At 68.2% G+C, this 20,719-nt stretch carries 23 protein-coding genes and 1 tRNA gene; 15 read left to right on the forward strand and 9 right to left on the reverse strand.

What is annotated here, in order from left to right; translation table 11 throughout:
- Positions 1-159 precede the first annotated feature (159 nt).
- The 4 genes from ACFVYF_RS26180 (at position 160) to ACFVYF_RS26195 (ending at position 2,179) form a co-directional block, all read left to right on the forward strand.
- Complete coding sequence (locus tag ACFVYF_RS26180) at positions 160-582, forward strand: Mov34/MPN/PAD-1 family protein (protein ID WP_389459159.1); 423 nt, start codon at positions 160-162, stop codon at positions 580-582.
- 79 nt (positions 583-661) lie between these two features.
- Entirely contained in the window at positions 662-763 is a 102-nt protein-coding gene (locus tag ACFVYF_RS26185) for a putative leader peptide (protein ID WP_383285048.1), read from the forward strand.
- A gap of 172 nt (positions 764-935) precedes the next feature.
- A complete protein-coding gene (locus tag ACFVYF_RS26190) occupies positions 936-1,223 on the forward strand; it encodes a MoaD/ThiS family protein (RefSeq protein WP_389459161.1) in 288 nt (95 codons plus the stop codon).
- A gap of 5 nt (positions 1,224-1,228) precedes the next feature.
- Positions 1,229-2,179, forward strand: coding sequence for a PLP-dependent cysteine synthase family protein (locus ACFVYF_RS26195; RefSeq protein WP_389459164.1), 951 nt, complete (start codon positions 1,229-1,231; stop codon positions 2,177-2,179).
- Positions 2,180-2,473: 294 nt separating this feature from the next.
- Here ACFVYF_RS26195 and ACFVYF_RS26200 read toward each other — a convergent pair whose 3' ends face one another.
- Positions 2,474-2,920 (reverse strand): type II toxin-antitoxin system PemK/MazF family toxin, encoded by a 447-nt coding sequence (locus ACFVYF_RS26200; RefSeq protein WP_389459166.1) that lies wholly within the window; start codon positions 2,918-2,920, stop codon positions 2,474-2,476.
- 270 nt (positions 2,921-3,190) lie between these two features.
- Here ACFVYF_RS26200 and ACFVYF_RS26205 point away from each other — a divergent pair, with 270 nt between their 5' ends.
- A complete protein-coding gene (locus ACFVYF_RS26205; protein WP_389459168.1) occupies positions 3,191-3,943 on the forward strand; it encodes an MBL fold metallo-hydrolase in 753 nt (250 codons plus the stop codon).
- 101 nt (positions 3,944-4,044) lie between these two features.
- Here ACFVYF_RS26205 and ACFVYF_RS26210 read toward each other — a convergent pair whose 3' ends face one another.
- A complete protein-coding gene (locus tag ACFVYF_RS26210; RefSeq protein WP_389459170.1) occupies positions 4,045-5,310 on the reverse strand; it encodes a PTS transporter subunit EIIC in 1,266 nt (421 codons plus the stop codon).
- Between the two features lie 352 nt (positions 5,311-5,662).
- Here ACFVYF_RS26210 and ACFVYF_RS26215 point away from each other — a divergent pair, with 352 nt between their 5' ends.
- From ACFVYF_RS26215 to ACFVYF_RS26225, 3 genes are all read left to right on the forward strand, one after another.
- Positions 5,663-5,851, forward strand: a complete 189-nt coding sequence (locus ACFVYF_RS26215) for a hypothetical protein (protein ID WP_389459171.1) — start codon at positions 5,663-5,665, stop codon at positions 5,849-5,851.
- 90 nt (positions 5,852-5,941) lie between these two features.
- Positions 5,942-8,056: a peptidase domain-containing ABC transporter gene (locus tag ACFVYF_RS26220; RefSeq protein ID WP_389459173.1), complete on the forward strand. Its 2,115-nt coding sequence runs from the start codon at positions 5,942-5,944 to the stop codon at positions 8,054-8,056.
- A gap of 12 nt (positions 8,057-8,068) precedes the next feature.
- Positions 8,069-9,223: a glycosyltransferase gene (locus ACFVYF_RS26225; RefSeq protein WP_389459175.1), complete on the forward strand. Its 1,155-nt coding sequence runs from the start codon at positions 8,069-8,071 to the stop codon at positions 9,221-9,223.
- Between the two features lie 14 nt (positions 9,224-9,237).
- On the opposite strand, the gene ACFVYF_RS26230 is transcribed toward ACFVYF_RS26225, so the two are convergent.
- Complete coding sequence (locus tag ACFVYF_RS26230) at positions 9,238-10,527, reverse strand: PTS transporter subunit EIIC (protein ID WP_389459177.1); 1,290 nt, start codon at positions 10,525-10,527, stop codon at positions 9,238-9,240.
- A gap of 176 nt (positions 10,528-10,703) precedes the next feature.
- Between ACFVYF_RS26230 and ACFVYF_RS26235 the strand changes: the two genes are divergently transcribed.
- The 4 genes from ACFVYF_RS26235 to rdgB all read left to right on the forward strand — a co-directional run bounded on the left by ACFVYF_RS26235 (position 10,704) and on the right by rdgB (position 12,917).
- The gene (locus ACFVYF_RS26235) at positions 10,704-10,937 is read left to right on the forward strand and encodes a glucose PTS transporter subunit EIIB (protein ID WP_043679504.1); all 234 of its coding nucleotides are present in this window, start codon (positions 10,704-10,706) and stop codon (positions 10,935-10,937) included.
- 95 nt (positions 10,938-11,032) lie between these two features.
- On the forward strand, positions 11,033-11,767 hold the full coding sequence (gene rph / locus ACFVYF_RS26240; RefSeq protein ID WP_389459179.1) for a ribonuclease PH: 735 nt from the start codon (positions 11,033-11,035) through the stop codon (positions 11,765-11,767).
- Between the two features lie 101 nt (positions 11,768-11,868).
- Positions 11,869-12,261, forward strand: coding sequence for a hypothetical protein (locus ACFVYF_RS26245; protein ID WP_383285024.1), 393 nt, complete (start codon positions 11,869-11,871; stop codon positions 12,259-12,261).
- A 53-nt stretch (positions 12,262-12,314) separates the two neighbouring features.
- Positions 12,315-12,917, forward strand: a complete 603-nt coding sequence (gene rdgB / locus ACFVYF_RS26250; protein WP_389459181.1) for an RdgB/HAM1 family non-canonical purine NTP pyrophosphatase — start codon at positions 12,315-12,317, stop codon at positions 12,915-12,917.
- A 54-nt stretch (positions 12,918-12,971) separates the two neighbouring features.
- Here rdgB and ACFVYF_RS26255 read toward each other — a convergent pair.
- The 5 genes from ACFVYF_RS26255 to bcp form a co-directional block, all read right to left on the reverse strand.
- Positions 12,972-13,047, reverse strand: a tRNA-Leu gene (locus tag ACFVYF_RS26255).
- Positions 13,048-13,108: 61 nt separating this feature from the next.
- The gene (locus ACFVYF_RS26260) at positions 13,109-13,765 is read right to left on the reverse strand and encodes an HNH endonuclease (RefSeq protein ID WP_389459183.1); all 657 of its coding nucleotides are present in this window, start codon (positions 13,763-13,765) and stop codon (positions 13,109-13,111) included.
- A complete protein-coding gene (locus tag ACFVYF_RS26265; RefSeq protein WP_389459185.1) occupies positions 13,762-14,421 on the reverse strand; it encodes an HNH endonuclease in 660 nt (219 codons plus the stop codon). The genes ACFVYF_RS26260 and ACFVYF_RS26265 overlap by 4 nt, the downstream gene beginning before the upstream one ends.
- 77 nt (positions 14,422-14,498) lie before the next feature.
- Positions 14,499-16,007 carry a glycine betaine/L-proline transporter ProP gene (gene proP, locus ACFVYF_RS26270; RefSeq protein WP_389459187.1) on the reverse strand — a complete coding sequence of 503 codons (1,509 nt, stop codon included), beginning with the start codon at positions 16,005-16,007 and terminating at the stop codon, positions 14,499-14,501.
- A 230-nt stretch (positions 16,008-16,237) separates the two neighbouring features.
- Positions 16,238-16,705 (reverse strand): thioredoxin-dependent thiol peroxidase, encoded by a 468-nt coding sequence (gene bcp, locus ACFVYF_RS26275; protein ID WP_389459188.1) that lies wholly within the window; start codon positions 16,703-16,705, stop codon positions 16,238-16,240.
- Between the two features lie 209 nt (positions 16,706-16,914).
- On the opposite strand from bcp, the gene ACFVYF_RS26280 reads away from it, so the two are divergent.
- The 3 genes from ACFVYF_RS26280 (at position 16,915) to ACFVYF_RS26290 (ending at position 18,204) form a co-directional block, all read left to right on the forward strand.
- Complete coding sequence (locus ACFVYF_RS26280; RefSeq protein WP_383285008.1) at positions 16,915-17,253, forward strand: DUF3618 domain-containing protein; 339 nt, start codon at positions 16,915-16,917, stop codon at positions 17,251-17,253.
- Positions 17,254-17,296: 43 nt separating this feature from the next.
- Complete coding sequence (locus tag ACFVYF_RS26285; protein WP_389459190.1) at positions 17,297-17,641, forward strand: GroES family chaperonin; 345 nt, start codon at positions 17,297-17,299, stop codon at positions 17,639-17,641.
- A 242-nt stretch (positions 17,642-17,883) separates the two neighbouring features.
- Positions 17,884-18,204, forward strand: a complete 321-nt coding sequence (locus ACFVYF_RS26290) for a DMT family transporter (RefSeq protein WP_383285002.1) — start codon at positions 17,884-17,886, stop codon at positions 18,202-18,204.
- Between the two features lie 19 nt (positions 18,205-18,223).
- Here ACFVYF_RS26290 and ACFVYF_RS26295 read toward each other — a convergent pair whose 3' ends face one another.
- A complete protein-coding gene (locus ACFVYF_RS26295) occupies positions 18,224-20,662 on the reverse strand; it encodes a transglycosylase domain-containing protein (RefSeq protein ID WP_389459192.1) in 2,439 nt (812 codons plus the stop codon).
- Between the last annotated feature and the right edge of the window lie 57 nt (positions 20,663-20,719).

Consider the following 20,719-nt stretch of genomic DNA (forward strand, 5'->3'; position numbering starts at 1 on the left):
TCGGGCGCCGAGGCCCGCGCGGTTCGGCGTCCGTCAAGCGCCGGGACCCGCGCGGTTCGGCGTCCGTCAAGCGCCGGGACCCGCCCGCTCCGTCCGGCATATGGGCCGCCGCGTACCACCCTTCGGTACGCGGTGGCCCTTCTGCTTATCCTGACCGACATGCTGACCATCACCCAGGCCCTCGTCGACCAGATCGTCGCGCACGCGCGCCAGGACCACCCCGACGAGGCGTGCGGCGTCGTCGCCGGCCCGGTGGGCTCGGGCCGCCCAGAGCGCTTCATCCCGATGCTCAACGCCGCCCGCTCACCCACGTTCTACGAGTTCGACTCGGGCGACCTGCTGAAGCTCTACCGCGAGATGGACGACCGGGACGAGGAGCCGGTCGTCATCTACCACTCGCACACGGCGACCGAGGCCTACCCCTCCCGCACCGACATCACGTACGCCAACGAGCCCGGCGCCCACTACGTGCTGGTCTCCACCGCCGACGCGGACGGCGCGGGCCCCTTCCAGTTCCGCTCGTACCGGATCGTCGACGGCGAGGTGACGGAGGAGGAGGTCACGGTCGTGCGAGACCACTGATCCCGCATGCCGGTCAAAATTCGTCCACTATCCGAGATCACACTCCGGGACCCGGACCGGGAATCGATACGATGAGCCCATGGTTTCCCACGACGTGAGCGAGAAGACGCCGGGCATGCTGCTCGTGGCGCGGCTGCACGTCGACCTGTGCAGGCTCAGCAGCGCCCTCTGTCCGCGCTGACCCCTGCCGCCGTACGGCCGCGGAGGCGACGGAGGCACCCGCCGCCCGAAGCCGACAGCGCGGGGGAGTCCCCCCGCGTACCCCGTATTCCGTACCAGGCACCGCGCAACCCGCACCTCGCGCCGCCGCGCGCCCACCGAACCGACTTTCCTCCCGACAGGAGCCCGCAACCATGGCCATCGAGGTCCGCATCCCCACCATCCTCCGCACCTACACCGACGGCCAGAAGGCCGTCGAGGGCGGCGGGGAGACCCTCGCCGAGCTCTTCGCCGACCTCGACACCCGGCACACGGGCATCCAGGCACGCATCGTCGACGAGGCAGCCGGCGGCGGGCTGCGCCGCTTCGTCAACGTGTACCTCAACGACGAGGACGTCCGCTTCCTCGACGGCATCAACACCAAGCTGACCGACGGCGACAACGTCACGATCCTGCCGGCCGTGGCCGGCGGCATGGCCTGATCGGGATGCGGTACGACTCTCCGCTGGCCGCGGTGGGCAACACCCCTCTGGTGCGCCTGCCGCGGCTCTCGCCGTCCGAGGACGTGCGCATCTGGGCCAAGCTGGAGGACCGCAACCCGACCGGCTCGGTCAAGGACCGACCCGCGCTGCACATGGTCGAACAGGCGGAGAAGGACGGCCGGTTGACGCCCGGCTGCACGATCCTGGAACCGACCTCCGGCAACACCGGCATCTCCCTCGCCATGGCCGCGAAGCTCAAGGGCTACCGCATGGTGTGCGTGATGCCCGAGAACACCTCGCAGGAGCGCCGGGAACTCCTCGCGATGTGGGGCGCGGAGATCATCCCGTCACCCGCGGCGGGCGGGTCCAACACCGCCGTACGCGTCGCCAAGGAGCTGGCGGCCGAACACCCGGACTGGGTGATGCTCTACCAGTACGGCAACCCCGACAACGCGGGCGCCCACTACGCGACGACCGGGCCCGAGATCCTCGCCGACCTGCCCTCCGTCACCCACTTCGTCGCCGGGCTCGGCACCACCGGCACACTGATGGGCGTCGGGCGCTTCCTGCGCGAGCAGAAGCCCGGGATCAAGATCGTCGCCGCCGAGCCGCGCTACGACGATCTCGTGTACGGCCTGCGCAACCTCGACGAGGGGTTCGTCCCCGAGCTCTACGACGCGTCCGTCCTCACCACCCGCTTCTCCGTCGGCTCCGCCGATGCCGTGACCCGCACCCGTGAGCTGCTCCAGCAGGAGGGCATCTTCGCCGGCGTCTCCACCGGGGCCGCGCTGCACGCCGCGATCGGCGTCGGCACCAAGGCCGTCAAGGCCGGCGAGTCCGCCGACATCGTCTTCGTCGTCGCCGACGGCGGGTGGAAGTACCTGTCGACCGGTGTCTACACCGCGGCCACCACGGAAGAGGCCATCGAGACGCTGCAGGGGCAGCTCTGGGCATAGCCCGGGGTGGGCTGCGGGGCCCTGCCCGGGCTTCCTTCGCCCCCTCCGCCCCTGCCCGTCCCGTACCTGGGGCTCCGCCCCAGACCCCGCTCCTCAAACGCCGGAGGGGCTGAGTCTTGCCCCGGCGACTCTTTGCCCGCGGGCGGTGAGCTCTTTCGTCCCGGGCGGGAGATTTTCAGCCCGTCCGGCGTTTGAGGACGAGCGCGTCAGCGCGAAACGGGGGTCTGGGGGCGGAGCCCCCAGGTACGGCGCGGCAACGGACCGGCTGCGCGGCCGTGGGGCCCGGGAAAAGCGTCAAGCCAGGTGGCGGAGCTGGTCCCACAGGGCCGGGTCGACCACGCCGGCCCGCCGCCGGAACTCCCGTAGGGAAACGTGCCGCAACTCGTCCGTCTCCAGAAAGCTGGGCCTCCCGTGGGCGTCACCCACGGCCCCCGGCGGCAGCGGAATCACCCCGGCCCGCTCGTCGTGATACTTCGTGGTGATCTTCGCGACCTTGGCCCGGCCACCCCGCACGGACAGCACCAGACAGGGCCGGTCCTTGGCCCCGGGCCCGTCCTCGAACGGAACGTTCGCCCACCAGATCTCCGCCGGCCGAGGCCCACGCGCCCGCCCCCGCGGACGGCCCGGCGGCCGCGTACGCCCCCCGGGCCGGCGCCCACCGCGCCCCCAGCCGTCGATCAGCGTCGCGACCAGCGCGAGCAGCACGACCGCCACCAGAGCGAGCCACCAGGAGGTGTCCATACCGTAGAAGGTACCGGCGCGCATCCCGGGACGCTCCCCTGAACGCCATCCTCCACACAAGGCTCACCCGCCCCCTGTGCATCAGGTCCATCCGAACCGGTGACAGCACGGGTGAGTTCGCCCACAACGGCCCCTGGCGGAGGAGCGACCGGCCCTTTTGCGCCTTACGCTCGACGGACCGCACGACCCCGTTTTCCCCTGTCCGATCCGAGTACCTGCTCACCGCATCTGCTCTCTGCACTTCCTGCCAGCGCGGAGGTTCCAGCTCTCATGAAGCTCACCGTCGTCGGCTGCTCGGGGTCGTTCCCGTCCGCGGAATCGGCCTGCTCGAGCTACCTCGTCGAGGCCGACGGCTTCCGGCTGCTTCTCGACATGGGCAATGGTGCCCTGGGCGAGCTGCAGCGCCACTGCGGTCTCTACGACCTTGACGCGATCTTCCTCAGCCATCTGCACGCCGACCACTGCATCGACATGTGCGCGTACTTCGTTGCGCGCTACTACCGCCACGACGGCGGCCGCTGCGACCCCCTCCCCGTCTACGGACCCGAGGGCACGGAGCAGCGCCTGACCACCGCGTACGCGGACACCCCCAGCGCCTCCTCGATGAGCGAGGTCTTCGACTTCCACACGGTCAAGCCGGGCACGTTCGAGATCGGCCCCTTCACCGTGCACACGGAGAAGGTGCGCCACCCCGTGGAGGCGTACGGCATCCGCGTCGAGCACGGCGGGCGCGCGCTGACCTACTCCGGGGACACCGGCGTGAGCGAGGCCCTGGACGAACTCGCCCGCGACGCCGACCTGTTCCTGTGCGAAGCCGCGTTCACGCACGGCAAGGAGAACATCCCCGACCTCCACCTCAACGGACGCGAGGCGGGCGAGACGGCCACCCGCGCGGGCGCGCGCCGCCTGGTCCTCACCCACATCCCGCCGTGGACGGACCCCCAGGTCAACCTGGCCGACGCCCGGGCGGTCTACACCGGAGCGCTGGAACTGGCGTCCCCCCGGTCGACGTACGAGATCTGAACCCTCCCGCTGCCACCACACACGAGGACCCCGGAACCGACTCGGTTCCGGGGTCCTCGTCATGTGCGGCGAAGGCCACTGGGCCCTCCCGGCAGGGCAGGCTACTTGGCCTCGGCCTTCTGGAGTTCAGCAAGCTCCTCGTCGGACTCGCGGCCCGGCGTAGGCAGGTTCCACTTCGTGATCGCGAAGCGGAAGACCACGTAGTAGACCACCGCGAAGCAGAGTCCTACGAGAACCAGGCCCCATGGGTTGGTCGCGATACCGAGGTTGAGGCCGAAGTCGACCGCGCCGGCTGAGAAGCCGAAGCCGTCCTTCATACCGAGGGCCCAGGTCAGCGCCATCGAGACGCCGGTAAGCACCGCGTGGATGGCGTACAGGGCCGGAGCGATGAACATGAAGGTGAACTCGATCGGCTCCGTGACGCCGGTGACGAAGGAGGTCAGCGCGAGCGAGAACATCATGCCACCGACGACCTTGCGGCGCTCGGGACGGGCACAGTGCACGATCGCGAGACAGGCCGCAGGCAGCGCGAACATCATGATCGGGAAGAAACCGGTCATGAACTGTCCGGCGGTCGGGTCACCGGCCAGGAAGCGCGAGATGTCACCGCTCTTGCCCTGGTACGAACCGGCCTGGAACCACGGGAAGGAGTTCAGCAGGTGGTGCATGCCGATCGGGATGAGGGCACGGTTGGCGACACCGAAGATGCCTGCTCCGACGGCACCCGAACCGACCAGCCACTCACCGAAGTTGTGCAGTCCCGTGCCGAGGACCGGCCAGATGTAGCCGAAGACGACGCCGATGAGCAGACCCGCGAAGGCCGAGAGGATCGGGACGAGGCGGCGGCCGCCGAAGAAGCCCGCCCAGTCGGGCAGCTTGGTCCGGTGGAACTTCTGGTACAGCAGGGCGACGACTATGCCCATCACCACACCGCCGAGGACCTTGGCATCCACCGGGGCATCGACCATGACGACCTTGCCGTCGACGGCCGTCGCGACCTTCGGCAGGTTCTTGTCGGTGAACGTGGCGAGTACGTTCTTGAAGACCAGGTAACCGACCACCGCCGCGAGAGCGGTCGAGCCGTCCGACTTCTTCGCGAAGCCGATCGCGATGCCCACGGCGAACAGCAACGCCATGTTGTCGAGAATCGCGTTGCCACCGGCCGACATGAAGCCGGCGATCTTGGTGACGAACGCGGGGAACGACTCGCGTCCCAGCATGTCGGCGTTGCCGAGGCGCACCATAAGCGCGGCGGCGGGCAGGACGGCAACCGGCAGCATCAGGCTGCGGCCGATGCGCTGCAGAACAGCCATCGCGCCGGAGCCCTTCTTCTTCTCGGCCGCGGGAGCGGCGCTGGCCGTGGACATCAAGTTCCTCCATTGGGCAAGGCGCCGCCCAGGGGACATCGAAGTGGGAACGGCGGCGTCTCGGGGGAGCGCAGTCTGCACCGCGCGGTCTATACCACTGAGTGGTGTAGACCAGTTGTAGCACGTTGGGTCTGCGTAAGGAACAGTCGATTTTTGTGGTGCAAGTCACGCCTGGAGTGTCGTCGGGGCCCCTGCGTTCCATCGGGGCGCCGTGATCTTGATCTCGAGTGGAGTGGGCCGGAATTCCTTGAAAGGCGCAGCTCAGGATGGTTGTCTAGACCTGTCGCCGAGTGAATCGGCAGCAACTGCCTATGAGGAAGCCAGAGTTATGAGCCTTACCAATCTCCGCACTATGGGTATTTCCCTCCTCGCCGAGGAGGAGGCCGCTCAGATCAGCGGTGGTGCGATGTCCAAGACGCAGTGCCGTGTTCTCTACAACGAGATCACCAGCGGCGCGATCGACATGTACGGAAGCGCCGACACTTCCGGCTACATCTCCCTCTACCGCAGCCAGTGCAAGGGCAAGGGCCCGAAGCTCTGAGCCAGGCTCGTAGCTGGCCGTGCCTCGCTCCCCGGGAGCGGGGCACGGCCTTTTTGAGGCCCGCCGGGTCAGAGGGACACACGACATGAAGTGGCAGCGGACATGAAGTGGCAGCGCTATCACGCGCATCAAGAGGGCGAGACCGACTGCGGCCCGGCATCCCTCCGGATCGTGCTCAAGCGGCACGGCATCCTGGTCGACACCGCCACTCTTCGCGAATCCGTAGGGCTGGGCGAGTCGGGTGCCTCCTTGCTGAGACTGCGGGATGTGCTCGACGGATACGGCCTGGAGTCCCTGCTTCTGCGCCCGGCGGCGGACGAGGTCATGGCGGCGCTCGGCGCGGCGGGCCCCTCCGTCGCCGTGCTGCACGATGACGGCCTCAACCACTTTGTCGTCGTCCACGAGGTCCGTGCCGACGGGAAACTGGTGATCAGTGACCCGGGCCTGTACCGGCCCACCGTTCTGGCCCTTGAGGACTTCCTCAGCCGATTCAGTGGGCAACTGCTGGTGACGGACACCCCGTTGAACGGCGGGGTCGGCCTGGGGCGGGTACTGAAAGAGGCGCGGTCCCAGAGCCTGGTCTGGCGGATCGCGGCGGAGCGCCGCGGCAGCCTGCTGGCCATCGGGCTCCTGACCGCGGCCGCCGCGGTCCTGCTCATCACGGCATCGACCTTCTTCTTCCAGGTCGCGATCGACCGGTATCTGCCGGCGGGCGACATCGGCGGGCTGGCAGTGGCGGCGCTGACCGCCGTCCTCGTCGTCCTGGGCGGCGCGGTGATCCAATGGGTCCGAGGCCGCCTCGTCATCAGGCTCGGGCAGTCACTCCAGAGTCAGCTCACCCAGGCGTACACCCGCAAACTGATGCGTCTGCCACTCTCCTTCTACGCGACCCGAAGGACTGGGGACCTGGTCAGCCGGTTCGGCGATGTCCAGGCAGTTCAGGCGCTGGTCGCCACGCTCACGGTCGGGGCGGCCATCGACGGGTGCACCGTGATCTTCTCGGGGGCCTATCTCGCCTGGGTCGCTCCCTGGTTGTTCCTGGTGCTCCTTGCCTCCGCGGCGATCGACGTCATCACCTCCTGGGCCTTGTACCCCGCGGTGCGAGAGCAGGCGGAGGAGGTGCTGCAGCGCGACTCCTCTCTCAAGGCGGAGGCGTACAACCTGCTGCGCGGACAGCTGGATCTTGCCGCGCTCGACAGGCGCGACTACGCCGCCGGACGGCTCGACCATGCACTGGGCAGGCTGATCGACTCCGAGATCAGGCTGGGCAGGCTGGACAACCTCAGCGGCACGATCAAGATCGCCAACCAGGGCGTCTTCGTCATCATCGTGGCCTGGCTCGGCACCGTCCAGGTCAGCGGCGGATCCCTGGCGATGGGGCAGTTGATGAGCTTCCTGACCCTGTCAGGCTACTTCCTGGCCTCCAGCGAGAAACTCGCGGTTCTCCAGGTGACGGTCCAGCGCGCCGCCGCGGCGCTCGGCCGCTACCGCGATGTCATCTCCCAGCGCGAGGAGCCGCGGGCCGGATCGGGAAACTCGGACAGCCGAAGTGGCGCAATGCTGCCGACGGGGGCGGAACTCCGCGTCGAGGCGCTCTCCTTCAGCTATTCCGGCACCGCGGCCCCGGCCATTCGAGACGTGACCTTCACTGTCCCCGAGCAGGCACGGGCCCTGGTGCGAGGGCCGAACGGGTCGGGCAAGAGCACCCTGCTCAAGGTGCTTGCAGGCCTGTACCCCGGATACGAAGGGAACGTCACCATCGGTGGAGTCGACGCCTGCGGTATGACGGAAAGCGGGCTGCGGCAGCGCATCCTGTATGTGGCGGAGGAGCCGCTCGTCGTTGCGGCAACCCTGCGAGAGAACCTGGCGCTCGGACGGGAATGCGCTCAGGACGAGATCGATCTGGCCTGCCGCATCGCCTGCTTCGACGACGTGGTGCACCAACTCCCCAATGGGTACGACGAGTTCCTCAAGGAGGACGGCGGGCTCCTGTCACGTGGACAGGCCCAACGACTGGCCGTGGCCCGAGCGGTGCTGCATGCGCCTGACATCTACCTCTTCGACGAGACCTTCAGCGGCATCGACGAGGACACGTTCCGCCACATATGGAAGAACCTCGGAGATGTCCGCGGATCAAAGGTCCTCGTCTCCCACCGGGACACACCCGACACCGCGTTCGACACGACCGTCACGGTCGGGGAATGAGACGAGGACACCATGCCCTCCCAGGTCACACCCACCCTCACCGCGGTCATCCTCACGCGGGACGAGGAAGCCAACATCGTGGACACGGTCAAGGCGCTGGCCGGCGCCGTGGATGGAGTCCTTCTCATCGACGCGGACTCCGCCGATGACACGATCGGGGCGGCACGCACCGCGGCTGCGGGCGCAGCGCTGGAGTTCACCGCGGTGCGCCGGCCCTGGAGCGACGACTTCGCCGCTCAGCGCAACCACGCCTTCGGTGAGGTGCGAGAGGGCTGGTTGCTGTTCATCGACGCCGACGAACGGCTGAAGCCTGGCGACGCGAACAAACTGCGGCGGACCCTCCACGAGGTGGACCGCACCCGAGCCGGCCGTGATCTTGTCCTGTCACCCCGCATCGTCAATGCCGGCAGCGCCGGAGCATACGACCGCACCAGGCGGTTCCTGCGAGCGGACACCCGGCTGCGTTTCCGCGGCCGCGTCCACGAGCAGCCCTTCCACCCCGACGGCAGCGCTCCGGATTCGCTCCGACTGGACGTGGAACTCATCCACCACGGGTATACCCCCGACGCCATCAGGGCCCGCTCCAAACGGAACAGGGACGGAGCACTCATCGCCCGGTGCCGCCGCGAGGAGCCCGGGAACCCCACCTGGGTGTTCTACGCGGCGCGTGAGGTTCTCGCGGGCGCCGTCACCGACCGGGACACCATCACGGCGGCGTACGACGACCTCCGTACAGCCCTCGTCCGCTACGCCGACGCCGACCTGACCGACTATGAGCGGCAGCGCGAGCAGGAGGCGTACAGCCTGTTGGCCGAGCTGGCGCTGAGGAGCGGCGAGCGCAACCGGATCGACGCCTGCCTCGCTGCGTTGCGCAAGGCGGGCAGAACTGCTGAAGAGGCCTACTACGGCACGTTGGTGGAGAGCAGTGTGCTGCTCGCCCGACTCTCCGGGCTGGTGGACCGCCTCGACGAAGCGGCGCACTCGACGGGCGAAGTGCGCGTTCAGCTGGCCGGAAAGCACGCCGAACTGCGGGCCCTGATCGCCCTCGCCTGCGGGCGGTACGACGAAGTACCGGGCTCCTATCGCAGCGCACTGGACTGCGGCGCGGGTGACGAGGTGAGAGCGGCCGTAGAGGGCCTGCGCTCAGTGCTCGAAAAGGTCCCCTAGGCGAAGGCGTGGGATCACGCCTTCGTCGTGTCCTCGACCTCCTCCTCCGGCTCGCGCCCCGGAGTCTTCAGGTCGAACTTCGTGATCGCGAAGCGGAAGACCGTGTAATAGACGGCGGCGAAACACAGGCCGATCGGGATGATCGCCCACGGCTTGGTCGCCAGGTTCCAGTTGATGACGTAGTCGATCAGACCCGCCGAGAAACTGAAACCGTCATGCACGCCCAGGCCCCAAGTCACCGCCATGGACACACCGGTGAGCACCGCGTGGACCACGTACAGCAGCGGCGCGATGAACACGAAGGAGTACTCGATCGGTTCGGTGATGCCGGTGACGAACGACGTCAGCGCGACCGACAGCATCATGCCGCCGATCTCCTTGCGGCGATGGGGCTTTGCACAGTGCGTCATCGCCAGACACGCGGCCGGCAGCGCGAACATCATGATCGGGAAGAAGCCCGACGTGAACTGCCCCGCGTTCGGGTCGCCCGCCAGGAACATGTTGATGTCACCGTGCACCACCGTGCCGTCCGGCTTCGTGAAGCTCCCGAACTGGAACCAGATGGGCACGTTCAGGAACTGGTGCAACCCGATCACCAGCAACGCGCGGTTGGCGAGACCGAACACACCCGCACCCCACGCACCCAGGCTCACCAGCCAGTCGCTGAAGTTCTGCAACCCGTCACCGATCGGCGGCCAGATCCACAGGCACAGCGCCGCGAACGCGATCGCCACGAACGCCATGATGATCGGCACCAGCCGGCGCCCGTTGAAGAAGCCGAGCCAGTCCACCAGCCGCGTCCGGTGAAAACGCTGCCAGAAGTACGCCGTCATCAGCCCCATGATGATGCCGCCGAACACACCCGGATTCTGGTACGTGAACGCCGTCACCGAACTGTCCGCCGCCTGGCAGCCGATGCTCTGGATCACCTTCGCCTGCTGCGCACAGGACTCCGGGAACTGGTGCAGCACGCTGAAGTAGACGAGGAACCCCGCCACCGCCGCCAGCGCGGTCGAACCGTCCGACTTCTTCGCCATCCCGATCGCCACGCCCACACAGAACAGCAGCGGCAGACCCAGCGAACCGTCGAGCAGGGCGCCACCGGCACCCGCCATCACCTTCGAGACATTGGTCCAGCCAAGCCCGTCGGCCCCGAACACATCCGGCTGACCCAGCCGGTTCAGGATGCCGGCGGCCGGCAGCACCGCAATGGGAAGCTGGAGACTGCGGCCCATCTTCTGCAACCCCTGGAACGCGTTGTTCCAGCGGGCACGCGCGGGCGCGGCAGCGCTGTCGGCACTCATCGGCGTCCTCCGGACCGGGCCGGGTTTGGCTCATGTCCGCCAACTGGTGTAGACCAGTCGACAGACGGTCGCCCTGTCGTGAACGCCATCATTCGGCACCCGCGACATGACCGCTCGCGAAGATGGGCCAACTGTGGGTTACTGCGACAAAGCGGTTCGGATCAGGGAGTAGGGACATGGCCACCAAGGCTGAGAAGATCGTCGCCGGGCTCGGCGGCATCGACAACATCGAAGAAGTCGAAGGCTGCATCACCCGCCTCCGCACCGAAGTCCACGACCCGAGCAAGGTCGACGAAGCCGCCCTCAAAGCCGCCGGCGCCCACGGCGTCGTCAAGATGGGCACCGCCATCCAGGTCGTCATCGGCACCGACGCCGACCCCATCGCCGCGGACATCGAAGACATGATGTGAGCCGACGGGGCCCCCACCGGCCCCCGCTCACCCCCGAGGGGCTGCCTCCCACACCCGAGGCAGCCCCTCAGCCATGTACGGCTAGGCTCATCCGCATGTCTCGAATCGACGGCCGCACCCCCGACCAGCTCCGCCCCATCGCCATCGAGCGAGGCTGGAGCAAGCACGCCGAGGGCTCCGTCCTCGTCTCCTTCGGCGACACCAAAGTCTTCTGCACCGCCACCGTCACCGAAGGCGTCCCCCGCTGGCGCAAAGGCAGCGGCGAAGGCTGGGTCACCGCCGAATACTCCATGCTCCCCCGCTCCACCAACACCCGCGGCGACCGCGAATCCGTCCGCGGCAAGATCGGCGGCCGCACCCACGAGATCAGCCGCCTCATCGGCCGCTCGCTGCGCGCCGTCATCGACTACAAAGCCCTCGGCGAGAACACCATCGTCCTCGACTGCGACGTCCTCCAGGCCGACGGCGGCACCCGCACCGCCGCCATCACCGGCGCCTACGTCGCCCTCGCCGACGCCGTCACCTGGGCCCAGGGCAAGAAGCTCGTCAAAGCCGGCCGACAGCCCCTCACCGGAACCGTCGCCGCCGTCTCCGTAGGCATCGTCGGGGGCATCCCCCTCCTCGACCTCCGCTACGAAGAAGACGTCAAAGCCGACACCGACATGAACGTCGTCTGCACCGGCGACGGCCGCTTCGTCGAAATCCAGGGCACCGCCGAAGCCGAACCCTTCGACCGCAAAGAGCTCAACACCCTCCTGGACCTGGCCGTTTCGGGCTGCGACGAACTGGCCGCGCTCCAACGCGCCGCCCTCGAAGCAACCACGCGATAACCGATCGCGTTCTCACAGGTACAGGCGTACGGTCCAGCCGTGCGCCCCGCCGGCCACACCACGAGGCCGAGCACACCATGCCCACGGGGAGGGACCGTTCCATGGCCGCGCGCCACCGCCGCCGCACCGCCGCAATCGCCGTCGTCACCGCACTCATCGCCCTGCCGGCCGCCGTCGGCTGCGACGCCGTCAGCAAAGCCCTCGACTGCGTCCAGACCGCCGACGCCATAGCCGACAGCGTCACCGACCTCCAACAGGCCGTCGAAAACGCGGCGAACGACCCCACGCAGACGGACCAGTCCCTCAACTCCATCGAGAAAAACCTCGACAAAATCGGCGACAAAACCGACAACGCCGACGTGAACAAAGCCGTCGACGACCTCAGCCAAGCCGTCGAAAACGTCCGCACCGCCGTCAAGAACGGCGACAACACACCCGACATCAGCCCCGTCACCGACGCGGCGGGCGAACTGACGAAGGTCTGCACACCGTAGGAGCGCCCGGAAGGCGCACGGCGCACCCCGGGAACCTGGGGATACTGAGGGCCATGACCCGCCTGATCCTCGCCACCCGCAACGCCGGCAAAATCACCGAACTGAAGGCGATCCTCGCCGACGCAGGCCTCACCCATGACCTCGTCGGCGCGGACGCCTACCCCGACATCCCCGACGTCAAGGAAACCGGCGTCACCTTCGCCGAGAACGCCCTCCTCAAAGCCCACGCCCTCGCCCAGGCCACCGGCCTGCCCGCCGTCGCCGACGACTCCGGCCTCTGCGTCGACGTCCTCGGCGGCGCCCCCGGCATCTTCTCCGCCCGCTGGGCCGGCCGCCACGGCGACGACAAGGCCAACCTCGACCTCCTCCTCGCCCAGCTCGGCGACATCGACCCACCCCACCGCGCCGCCCACTTCGCCTGCGCCGCCGCCCTCGCCCTCCCCGACGGCACCGAACGCGTCGTCGAAGGCCAGCTCCGCGGGACCCTCCGCCACGCCCCGTCCGGCACGAACGGTTTCGGCTACGACCCGATCCTCCAGCCGGACGGCGAGACCCGCACCTGCGCGGAACTCTCCCCGGACGAGAAGAACGCGATCAGCCACCGCGGCAAGGCGTTCCGGGCGCTGGCACCGGTGGTTCGGGAGTTGTTGGGCTAGTCATGACTAGGCGAAGGCCCGGCTCGCGGAGCGCGCGAGCCGGGCCTTCGGCCTTGGTGCGCCCGGTCGGATTCGAACCGACAGACACGACCACCTAAAGATCGCCGCTCAGCCCTTGGCGTACGGGCGCAGGCACCGAGGCTCACTTTACCGGGAGAACCGGACTGTCCGTGAAGAGAGGCCGACTGTGATCATCGCCGTCGGCCCCCGCGGCACCAGGTGCTGGTGATCGCATGGCAGTTGGGGCACAGCAGCCGGAGGTTGTCCGGGCGGTTGTCACGCCAGTCCCCGTTGATGTGGTCGATCTCCAGCGTCATGGGTTTGCCGAGCCATTCCGGGGCGGTGCCGCACCGGGCACACTGCTCGGGTACACCGATCTCGCGCAGTGCACATCGCAGCTGCCCGCTCTTCGTGCGGCGCTCGCCGCTGTGCTTGACCAGCAGGTCTTCTGGCCGTTTCAGGGGAGTCGGCCCATGCTTCCCGCGCTGATGTCCCTGCCCGAGGAAGTGCGATGTGTCGATTCCGTACGAGGTGGTCAGCTGTGGGAACAGCGCGCGTAGACGCGTGTTGTCCGGGCGCCGCAAGAGCCGAAGGACTCCGGCGACCGAAGTGGACTGGGCTACCGCATGCCGCAGCTCGCCCGCGCTCGGCAGATCCTTGGATCTGCGTCGGCCCTTGCGTGCGAAGTGGGAGATGTCGATGCCGAAGTGCTCGAAGCGCTTGTACAAATGCCGTCGAAGATTGCCGTAGGGCTGGGTGTCGAAGAAGGCGATGACCTCGTCGATGTCGGAGCACTGTTCGGCGGCCTGAGCCAGCCGCTCCCGGGTGTACCGGATGCCACTGCTCATGGGGTGGAGCTCCGGCCGCGTCCCTTGGCTCGACCTCGATAAGTGTCCGTAGTGGAATGGCAGTTGGGGCACAGCAGCCGTAGGTTTTCGACCCTGTTGTTACGCCAATTGCCGTCGACGTGGTCGACTTCGAGAGGTAGTGGCTCGCCGAGCCAGACTGCTTCGATGCCGCACATGGCGCAGCGCTCCTCAATGCCGTGGCCCAGCATTGCTCGCTTCAGCCGAGCGCTCTGCTCACGGCGGGCGCGCTCCGGGCCCTGTTCGACGAGCAGTTCCCGAGGCGTACGTTTCCGCCTCCGCTCTCGTCTGCCGGCGTGTGCATCCGGGTCGAAGTGAGCAGTGTCGATGCCCAAGGCCTTGACCCTGCGACTGATGTGAGTGTGATGGCCGCCGACGACTTCAAGCCCGAGGCGGCGCAGCACTTCGCACATGTTCTTCGAGGCGGATACCGCGGGTTCAAGGATCTCCCTGGTCCACCGCACCCCTTCACGCTCGAAGTGAGAGGTGTCCACACCCAGCTTCTTCATGCGCCCCTGGACGTAGCGTCGCGTCGAACTCCTCGGATCCACCCCAAGCTTGGTCAGCGCCTCGGACAACGTCCGTGACGAGCTCGCCGCCTCCTCCAGGCGTTCCCTGGTGTACGGACTGATCGGCATGGTTCCCCTCCGCCCCGGCCACACGTTCGTGGCCTCGTACGGAGTAACGAACCGACTATCGGACAGTCACGCGGGTGTCAGAAGCGTGGTACCGGGGCCTGGGCCTCGACCAGTTCCGCCGCCTCCTCGTGGGTTTCGACCGAGGGGGGTGATCCCGCCAGAGGCTTTTGGGCGGTTTCCTTCATGCAGGCGACGGCGATGACGCCGATGAGGGCCGCGGCCATGGCGTAGTACGCGGGCATCAGGTCGGAGCCGGTCGCGCTGATGAGGGCGGTGATGACGAGGGGGGTGGTGCCGCCGAAGAGGGAGGCGGAGAGGTTGTAGCCGACGGAGAGGGAGCCGTAGCGGACCTGGGTGGGGAAGAGGGCGGGGAGGGCCGCCGACATCGTGCCGAGCATGCAGACGAGGGAGAGGCCGAGCAGCAGCATGCCCGCCGAGACCGCGACCAGGCTGCCCTGCTTGACCAGCAGGAAGGACGGGACGGACAGGACGAGGAAGCCGAGCATGCCGGTCATGAGGAGCGGCTTGCGGCCGAAGCGGTCGGAGAGCCGGCCCACCTGGCTGATGATCAGCATCAGGACGACCATGGTGGCGATCAGGATCAGCAGGCCGTGGGTCTCGGTGTAGCCCATCTCGTCGGACAGGTACGTCGGCATGTACGACAGGAGCATGTAGTCGGTGATGTTGTACGCGCCGACGAGGCAGATGCACAGGATCAGCGTCGGCCAGTAGTTCCGGAAGATCTTCGCGAGGTCGCCCTTGGCGGTGGTCTCGACCGTGGAGGCGGCGTCGGAGGCCTGGTGCTTGGTCTCGTCCTCCAGTTTCTGGAAGGCGGGGGTCTCGTCCAGCTTCAGCCGCAGGTACAGGCCGACGAGGCCGATGGGTCCGGCCACCAGGAACGGGACGCGCCAGCCCCAGGACTCCATGCCGTCGCTGCCGAGGAACGTCGTCAGCAGGGTGACCAGGCCGGCCGCGCCGACGTATCCGGCGAGTGTGCCGAACTCCAGGAAGCTGCCGAAGAATCCGCGGCGCTTGTCGGGGGCGTACTCGGCGATGAAGGTGGACGCCCCGCCGTACTCGCCGCCGGTCGAGAAGCCCTGGACGAGTCGGAAGAGGATCAGCAGGGCGGGGGACCAGAAGCCGATGGTGGCGTAGGCGGGGATGACGCCGATGGCGAAGGTGCCGACGGCCATCAGGATCATCGTCAGGGCGAGGACCTTCTTGCGGCCGACCTTGTCGCCCATGGGGCCGAACACCATGCCGCCGATGGGCCGTACGAGGAAGGAGACGGCGAAGGTGGCGAAGGTGGCGAGCAGCTGGACGGTGCCGTTCCCGGACGGGAAGAAGACGTGGCCGATGGTGACGGCGAGGTAGCTGTAGATGCCGAAGTCGAACCACTCCATGGCATTGCCGAGCGAGGCCGCTTTGACGGCGCGCTTGACGGCGCTTTCGTCGGTGACGGTGATGTCGGTGCGTCGCAGTGGGGGGTTGCGGCGGCGCCGGACGGCACGGAAGAGCGTGCGGTGACGTTTCACTGCCTCGGGATCGGCAGCGACCTCTGCGGTTTCGGGCGCGGTGGCCGCCATGGGGGTGATCCTTTCGTTCCTGGACGCACGTACTTCCAGGGGATCACCTGCTCGGGGTTGCCGACCGCAAACGGAAGTCCTCACTGAGAGGGACTTCCGTCACATGGGGGCGGGCCCCCGCCCGGGGTGCGGGCAGGGGCTGCTGTGCGGGGTCTTCGGCGGGCCCGGCCTGCGCAGACACGGGCGAATCGGTACGGCAGCCCGGGCGGATCGGCGCGGGGACGGGCGCGTCAGATGCCCAGGTCCTTGATGATCTTCGCGACGTGTCCGGTCGCCTTCACGTTGTAGAACGCCCGCTCGATCTTGCCGTCCTCGTCCACGATGACCGTGGAGCGGATGACGCCGAGGTAGGTCTTGCCGTAGTTCATCTTCTCGCCGTAAGCGCCGTAGGCCTCGATGACGGTCTTGTCGGGGTCGCCGACGAGGGTGACCTTCAGGTTCTCCTTGTCGCGGAACTTGGCGAGTTTCTCGGGCTTGTCGGGGGAGACGCCGATGACGTCGTAGCCGGCGCTCGCGAGCACGTCGAGGTTGTCGGTGAAGTCGCAGGCCTGCTTGGTGCAGCCGGGTGTCAGGGCCGCCGGGTAGAAGTAGACGATGACCTTGCGGCCCTTGTGGCCGGCCAGGGAGACGTCGTTGCCGTCGGCGTCGGGCAGGGTGAAGGCGGGGGCGGTGTCGCCGGGCTGGAGTCGCTCGCTCATCGGTACCTCACGTGGCAGGGGCGGTTTGGTCACCGAGCCTAATGCGCTTCGGCGCACCCAATAGGGGCGCATCCAATAGGGGTGCCGTGGGGTGCGTTCGCTCCGGAGCTGACAGACTGTCGACCACGGGAAGGCGGAGTCGGGCCCCAGGGCCGGACGGAGCCGGACCACAGAAGCCAGTACGTCGATACGACCACGGAGGCAGCGCGGTGTCGGATACGTCGAGAACGTCGGATACCAGGACTCCGGCGCAGATCGAGGCGGACATCAAGCGCCGCCGCGAGGTCCTCGCCGAGACGCTCGACGAGATCGGGGTGCGGGTGCATCCGAAGACGATCGTCGGGGACGCGAAGGCCAAGGTCGTCTCGAACATCGACCACACGCTCGGCCGGGCATACGTGGGTGTGAACCGGGTCGTGGGCGATGTGAAGGGGCGGTTCGTCACCGAGGAGGGTGCGCCGCGGCTGGAGCGCATCGTGCCGGTGGCTCTGGTGGTGGTCGGCGTCGTCGGTCTGCTGGCCGTGGGTTCACGGCGCCGCAGGGGCTGACCCGACTGCGTACGGAATCGGCCGGGGCAGGTAGGTTCGGGGCGTGAGCGAGAAGAACCACCACGACGACAAGCTGCCCATCCGGATGCTGCACGACCGTGTGCTCGTGCGGCAGGACGCGGCCGAGGGCGAGCGCCGGTCCGGCGGCGGCATCCTGATTCCCGCGACCGCGGCTGTGGGCCGGCGCCTGGCCTGGGCGGACGTCGTGGCGGTGGGGCAGAACGTGCGGACGGTGGAGCCGGGCGACCGGGTGCTGTACGACCCAGAGGACCGCGCCGAGGTCGAGGTGCGGGGTGTCGCGTACGTCCTGATGCGTGAGCGGGATCTGCACGCGGTGGCCGCGGACCGTTTCGAGGGGTCCGAGGATTCGACGGGCCTGTATCTGTAGGTTCCACGGGCCTGTGTCTGTAGGTCCCGCGGGCCTGTACCTGTAGGTCCCACGGGCCTGTGTTCATAGGGCCTGCCGTGGGCTTCGAAGGGGCTGGTGACCATGGTCACCAGCCCCTTTCGCCTGGGTTTTGCTACGTTTGAGGGACCCCGACGAGACGCGCCGTACCGGGTGGGAGCAGGAAGAGGGCTCCTGGGCAAAGACGACGCACCCCTGTTGATTCCCAGACGGAGGTGCCTGTCATGGCCTGGATTCTGCTGCTCGTCGCCGGTCTGCTCGAGGTGGGCTGGTCGATCGGGATGAAGTACACGGACGGTTTCACGCGGCTGGTGCCGAGCGTGCTGACCGGTGCGGGCATCGTGGCGAGCATGGTCCTGTTGTCGTATGCCGCGAAGTCGCTGCCGATCGGTACGGCCTATGGCGTGTGGGTCGGGATCGGCGCCGCCGGGGCGGCGGTGCTCGGCATGGTCGTGCTCGGTGAGCCGGTGACCGCCGCCCGGATCTTCTTCGTCTGTCTGCTGCTGGTGGCCGTGGTGGGCCTGAAGGCGACGTCCGGCCACTGAGCCCGCCGCCGGACAGAACCTAGGGGCGCCGGTGCGAGGGGCGGCTGAGGGGTCCCGCGGTGGTCGTGCCCGTGGTGCCGCCGTCGGTCGTCCCGCCGCCGTCCGTGGTGCCCCCGTCGGTGGTGGTGCCGCCGTCGGTGGTCCCGCCGTCGGTGGTGGTGCCCCCGTCGGTGGTGGTGCCCCCGTCCGTCGTCCCGCCGTCCGTTGTCGTCCCGCCGTCCGTGGTGGTGCCGCCGTTCGTCGTGCCGCCGTCGGTGGTGGTGCCGCCGTTGCTCGTCCCGCCGGTGGTGGTCGTGCCGCCCGTGGTCGTCGTGCCGCCGTTGTCCTGGCCGCCCGGGCCGGAGGGCTGGTCGCTGGGTTCGTTGGTGGGGGGCTGCTGCTCCTCCGCGCCCGGCTGCAGCTCCAGGTCGAACTCCTTGGCCGGGGTGCCCTTCAGGGCCGCCTTCGTGTACTGGGCCCAGATCTGCGCGGGGTAGGCGCCGCCGTTGATGCGGGGCTGGCCGAGCGCGCCGTACAGCGACTTGTGGCTGCCGGTGTCGGGGTCCTGGCCCATCACGGAGACCACCGTGGCGAGGTCGGGGGTGTAGCCCGCGAACCATGCCGCCTGGTCGTTCTCGGCGGTGCCGGTCTTGCCCGCGGCGGGGCGGCCGGCGGCCTGGGCGGCCGTACCCGTGCCGCCCTCGACGACGCTCTGCAGGATCGCGGTCGTCGTGTCGGCGGCCTCCCGGCTGACGGCCTGCTTGGTGTTCTGCGCGGGCAGCTTCACGTCCGCCGCGCCGTCCTTGCTGATCTTCTCGACGAGGGTGTACGTGCCGTGCCTGCCGTGGTTGGCAAGCGTCGCGTAGGCCTGCGCCATGTCGAGGACGCTGGCCGTGGCCGGGCCGAGCGCGATGGAGGGGGTGGCCGTCAGGTCGGGGGTGTCGGACGGGATGCCGAGGTCGATGGCCGTCTGCTTGACCTTGTCCGGGCCGACGTCGACGGCCATCTGCGCGTAGACCGCGTTGACCGACTTGTCGGTGGCGGTGCGTACGGTGATCGGGCCGTAGGAGACGTTGTCCTCGTTCTCGGGCGCGTACGGACCGCCGTTCCAGCCCTGCACGGGCCGTTTGTCGGTGCCGTCGTAGATCGTGTTCGGGGTGATCGTGCGGCCGTCCTGGGTCTCGGAGTCGTTCTGCACGGCCGAGGCGAACACGTAGGGCTTGAAGGTGGAGCCGACCTGGTAGTCGCGGCGGGTGGCGTTGTTGACGTACTGCTTGGTGTAGTCGATGCCGCCGTACATCGCGACGACCTTGCCGCTCGCGGGGTCGATGGAGACGCCGCCCGCGCGGACGTAGTTGTCGACCTTGCGGTCCTTCTTGTCGAGTTCGTTCATGACCTGGTCGTCGACCGCCTGCACGAAGGCGTCCTGCTTGCTCTTCTGCAGGGTGGTCGTGATGCGGTAGCCGCCGGTGTTGAGGGTGTCCTCGTCGATGATCCTGTTCTCGACCAGATAGTCGTTCACGGCCTTCAGCAGGTAGCCGCGCTGCCCGGACATGCCGGCCGCGGTGACCGTCTGCTTGGGCTCGGGGAACTTGACCTTGTCCCGTGCGGCCTGGGTCAGCCACTTCTTCTTGACCATGCCGTCGAGCACGTAGTTCCAGCGGGCCAGGGCCGCCGACTTGTTCTCGGGGTGGGCGATCACGTCGTACTCGCTGGGTGCGTTGAGCAGCGCCGCCAGATACGCGCCCTGGCCGGTCGACAGGTCCGTCGCGTCGACGCCGTAGTAGGCCTGCGCGGCGGCCTGGATGCCGTACGCGTTGCGGCCGAAGTAGCTGGTATTGAGGTAGCCCTCGAGGATGTCGTCCTTGCTCTTCTCGCGGTCCAGCTTGATGGAGATGAAGAACTCCTTCACCTTCCGGGTGACCGTCTGCTCCTGGCCGAGGTAGTAGTTCTTCACGTACTGCTGGGTGATCGTCGAACCGGACTGCTTGCCCTTGCCGGTGACGGTGTTCCAGGCCGCGCGGATCATCGCCTTGGGGTCGACGGCCGACTCGGTGTAGAAGTCCCGGTCCTCGGCGGCGAGTACGGAGTGCTGGGTGCCCTTGGCGATCTGCGCGAGCGTCACGTTCTCGCGGTTGACCTCGCCGTCGCGGACGAGTTCGCTGCCGTCCGCGTACAGGTACACGTTGCTCTGCTTGGTCGCGGCGGCGTTCGCGGGCGGGATCTGGACGAGGTAGTAGCCGAGGGCGAAGAGGCCGACCAGCAGCAGGATCAGGCCGATGAAGGTGCCGAGCACCATCCGCCAGGTCGGGACCAGCCGGCGCCAGCCGGTGCGCCTGCGCTTCTGCTTCTTGCCGGGCTTGCCCGGCGCCGCCGCGGGTGGTGCCGCTCCGGGTTCCGGTGCCGGAGCGTGCGCCGGCCCCGGGTCCCGAGGGGCCCAGCCCTGGCTGTTCTCCTGCGGCTTCGGCTCGTCGCTCATCTGTCTGCCCGGACTCCCGTTTCGCGTCGTACGTTCCCGTACGCCCTCGTACGCCTT

The organism is Streptomyces sp. NPDC058274, from assembly GCF_042881375.1.
Taxonomy (GTDB): domain Bacteria; phylum Actinomycetota; class Actinomycetes; order Streptomycetales; family Streptomycetaceae; genus Streptomyces.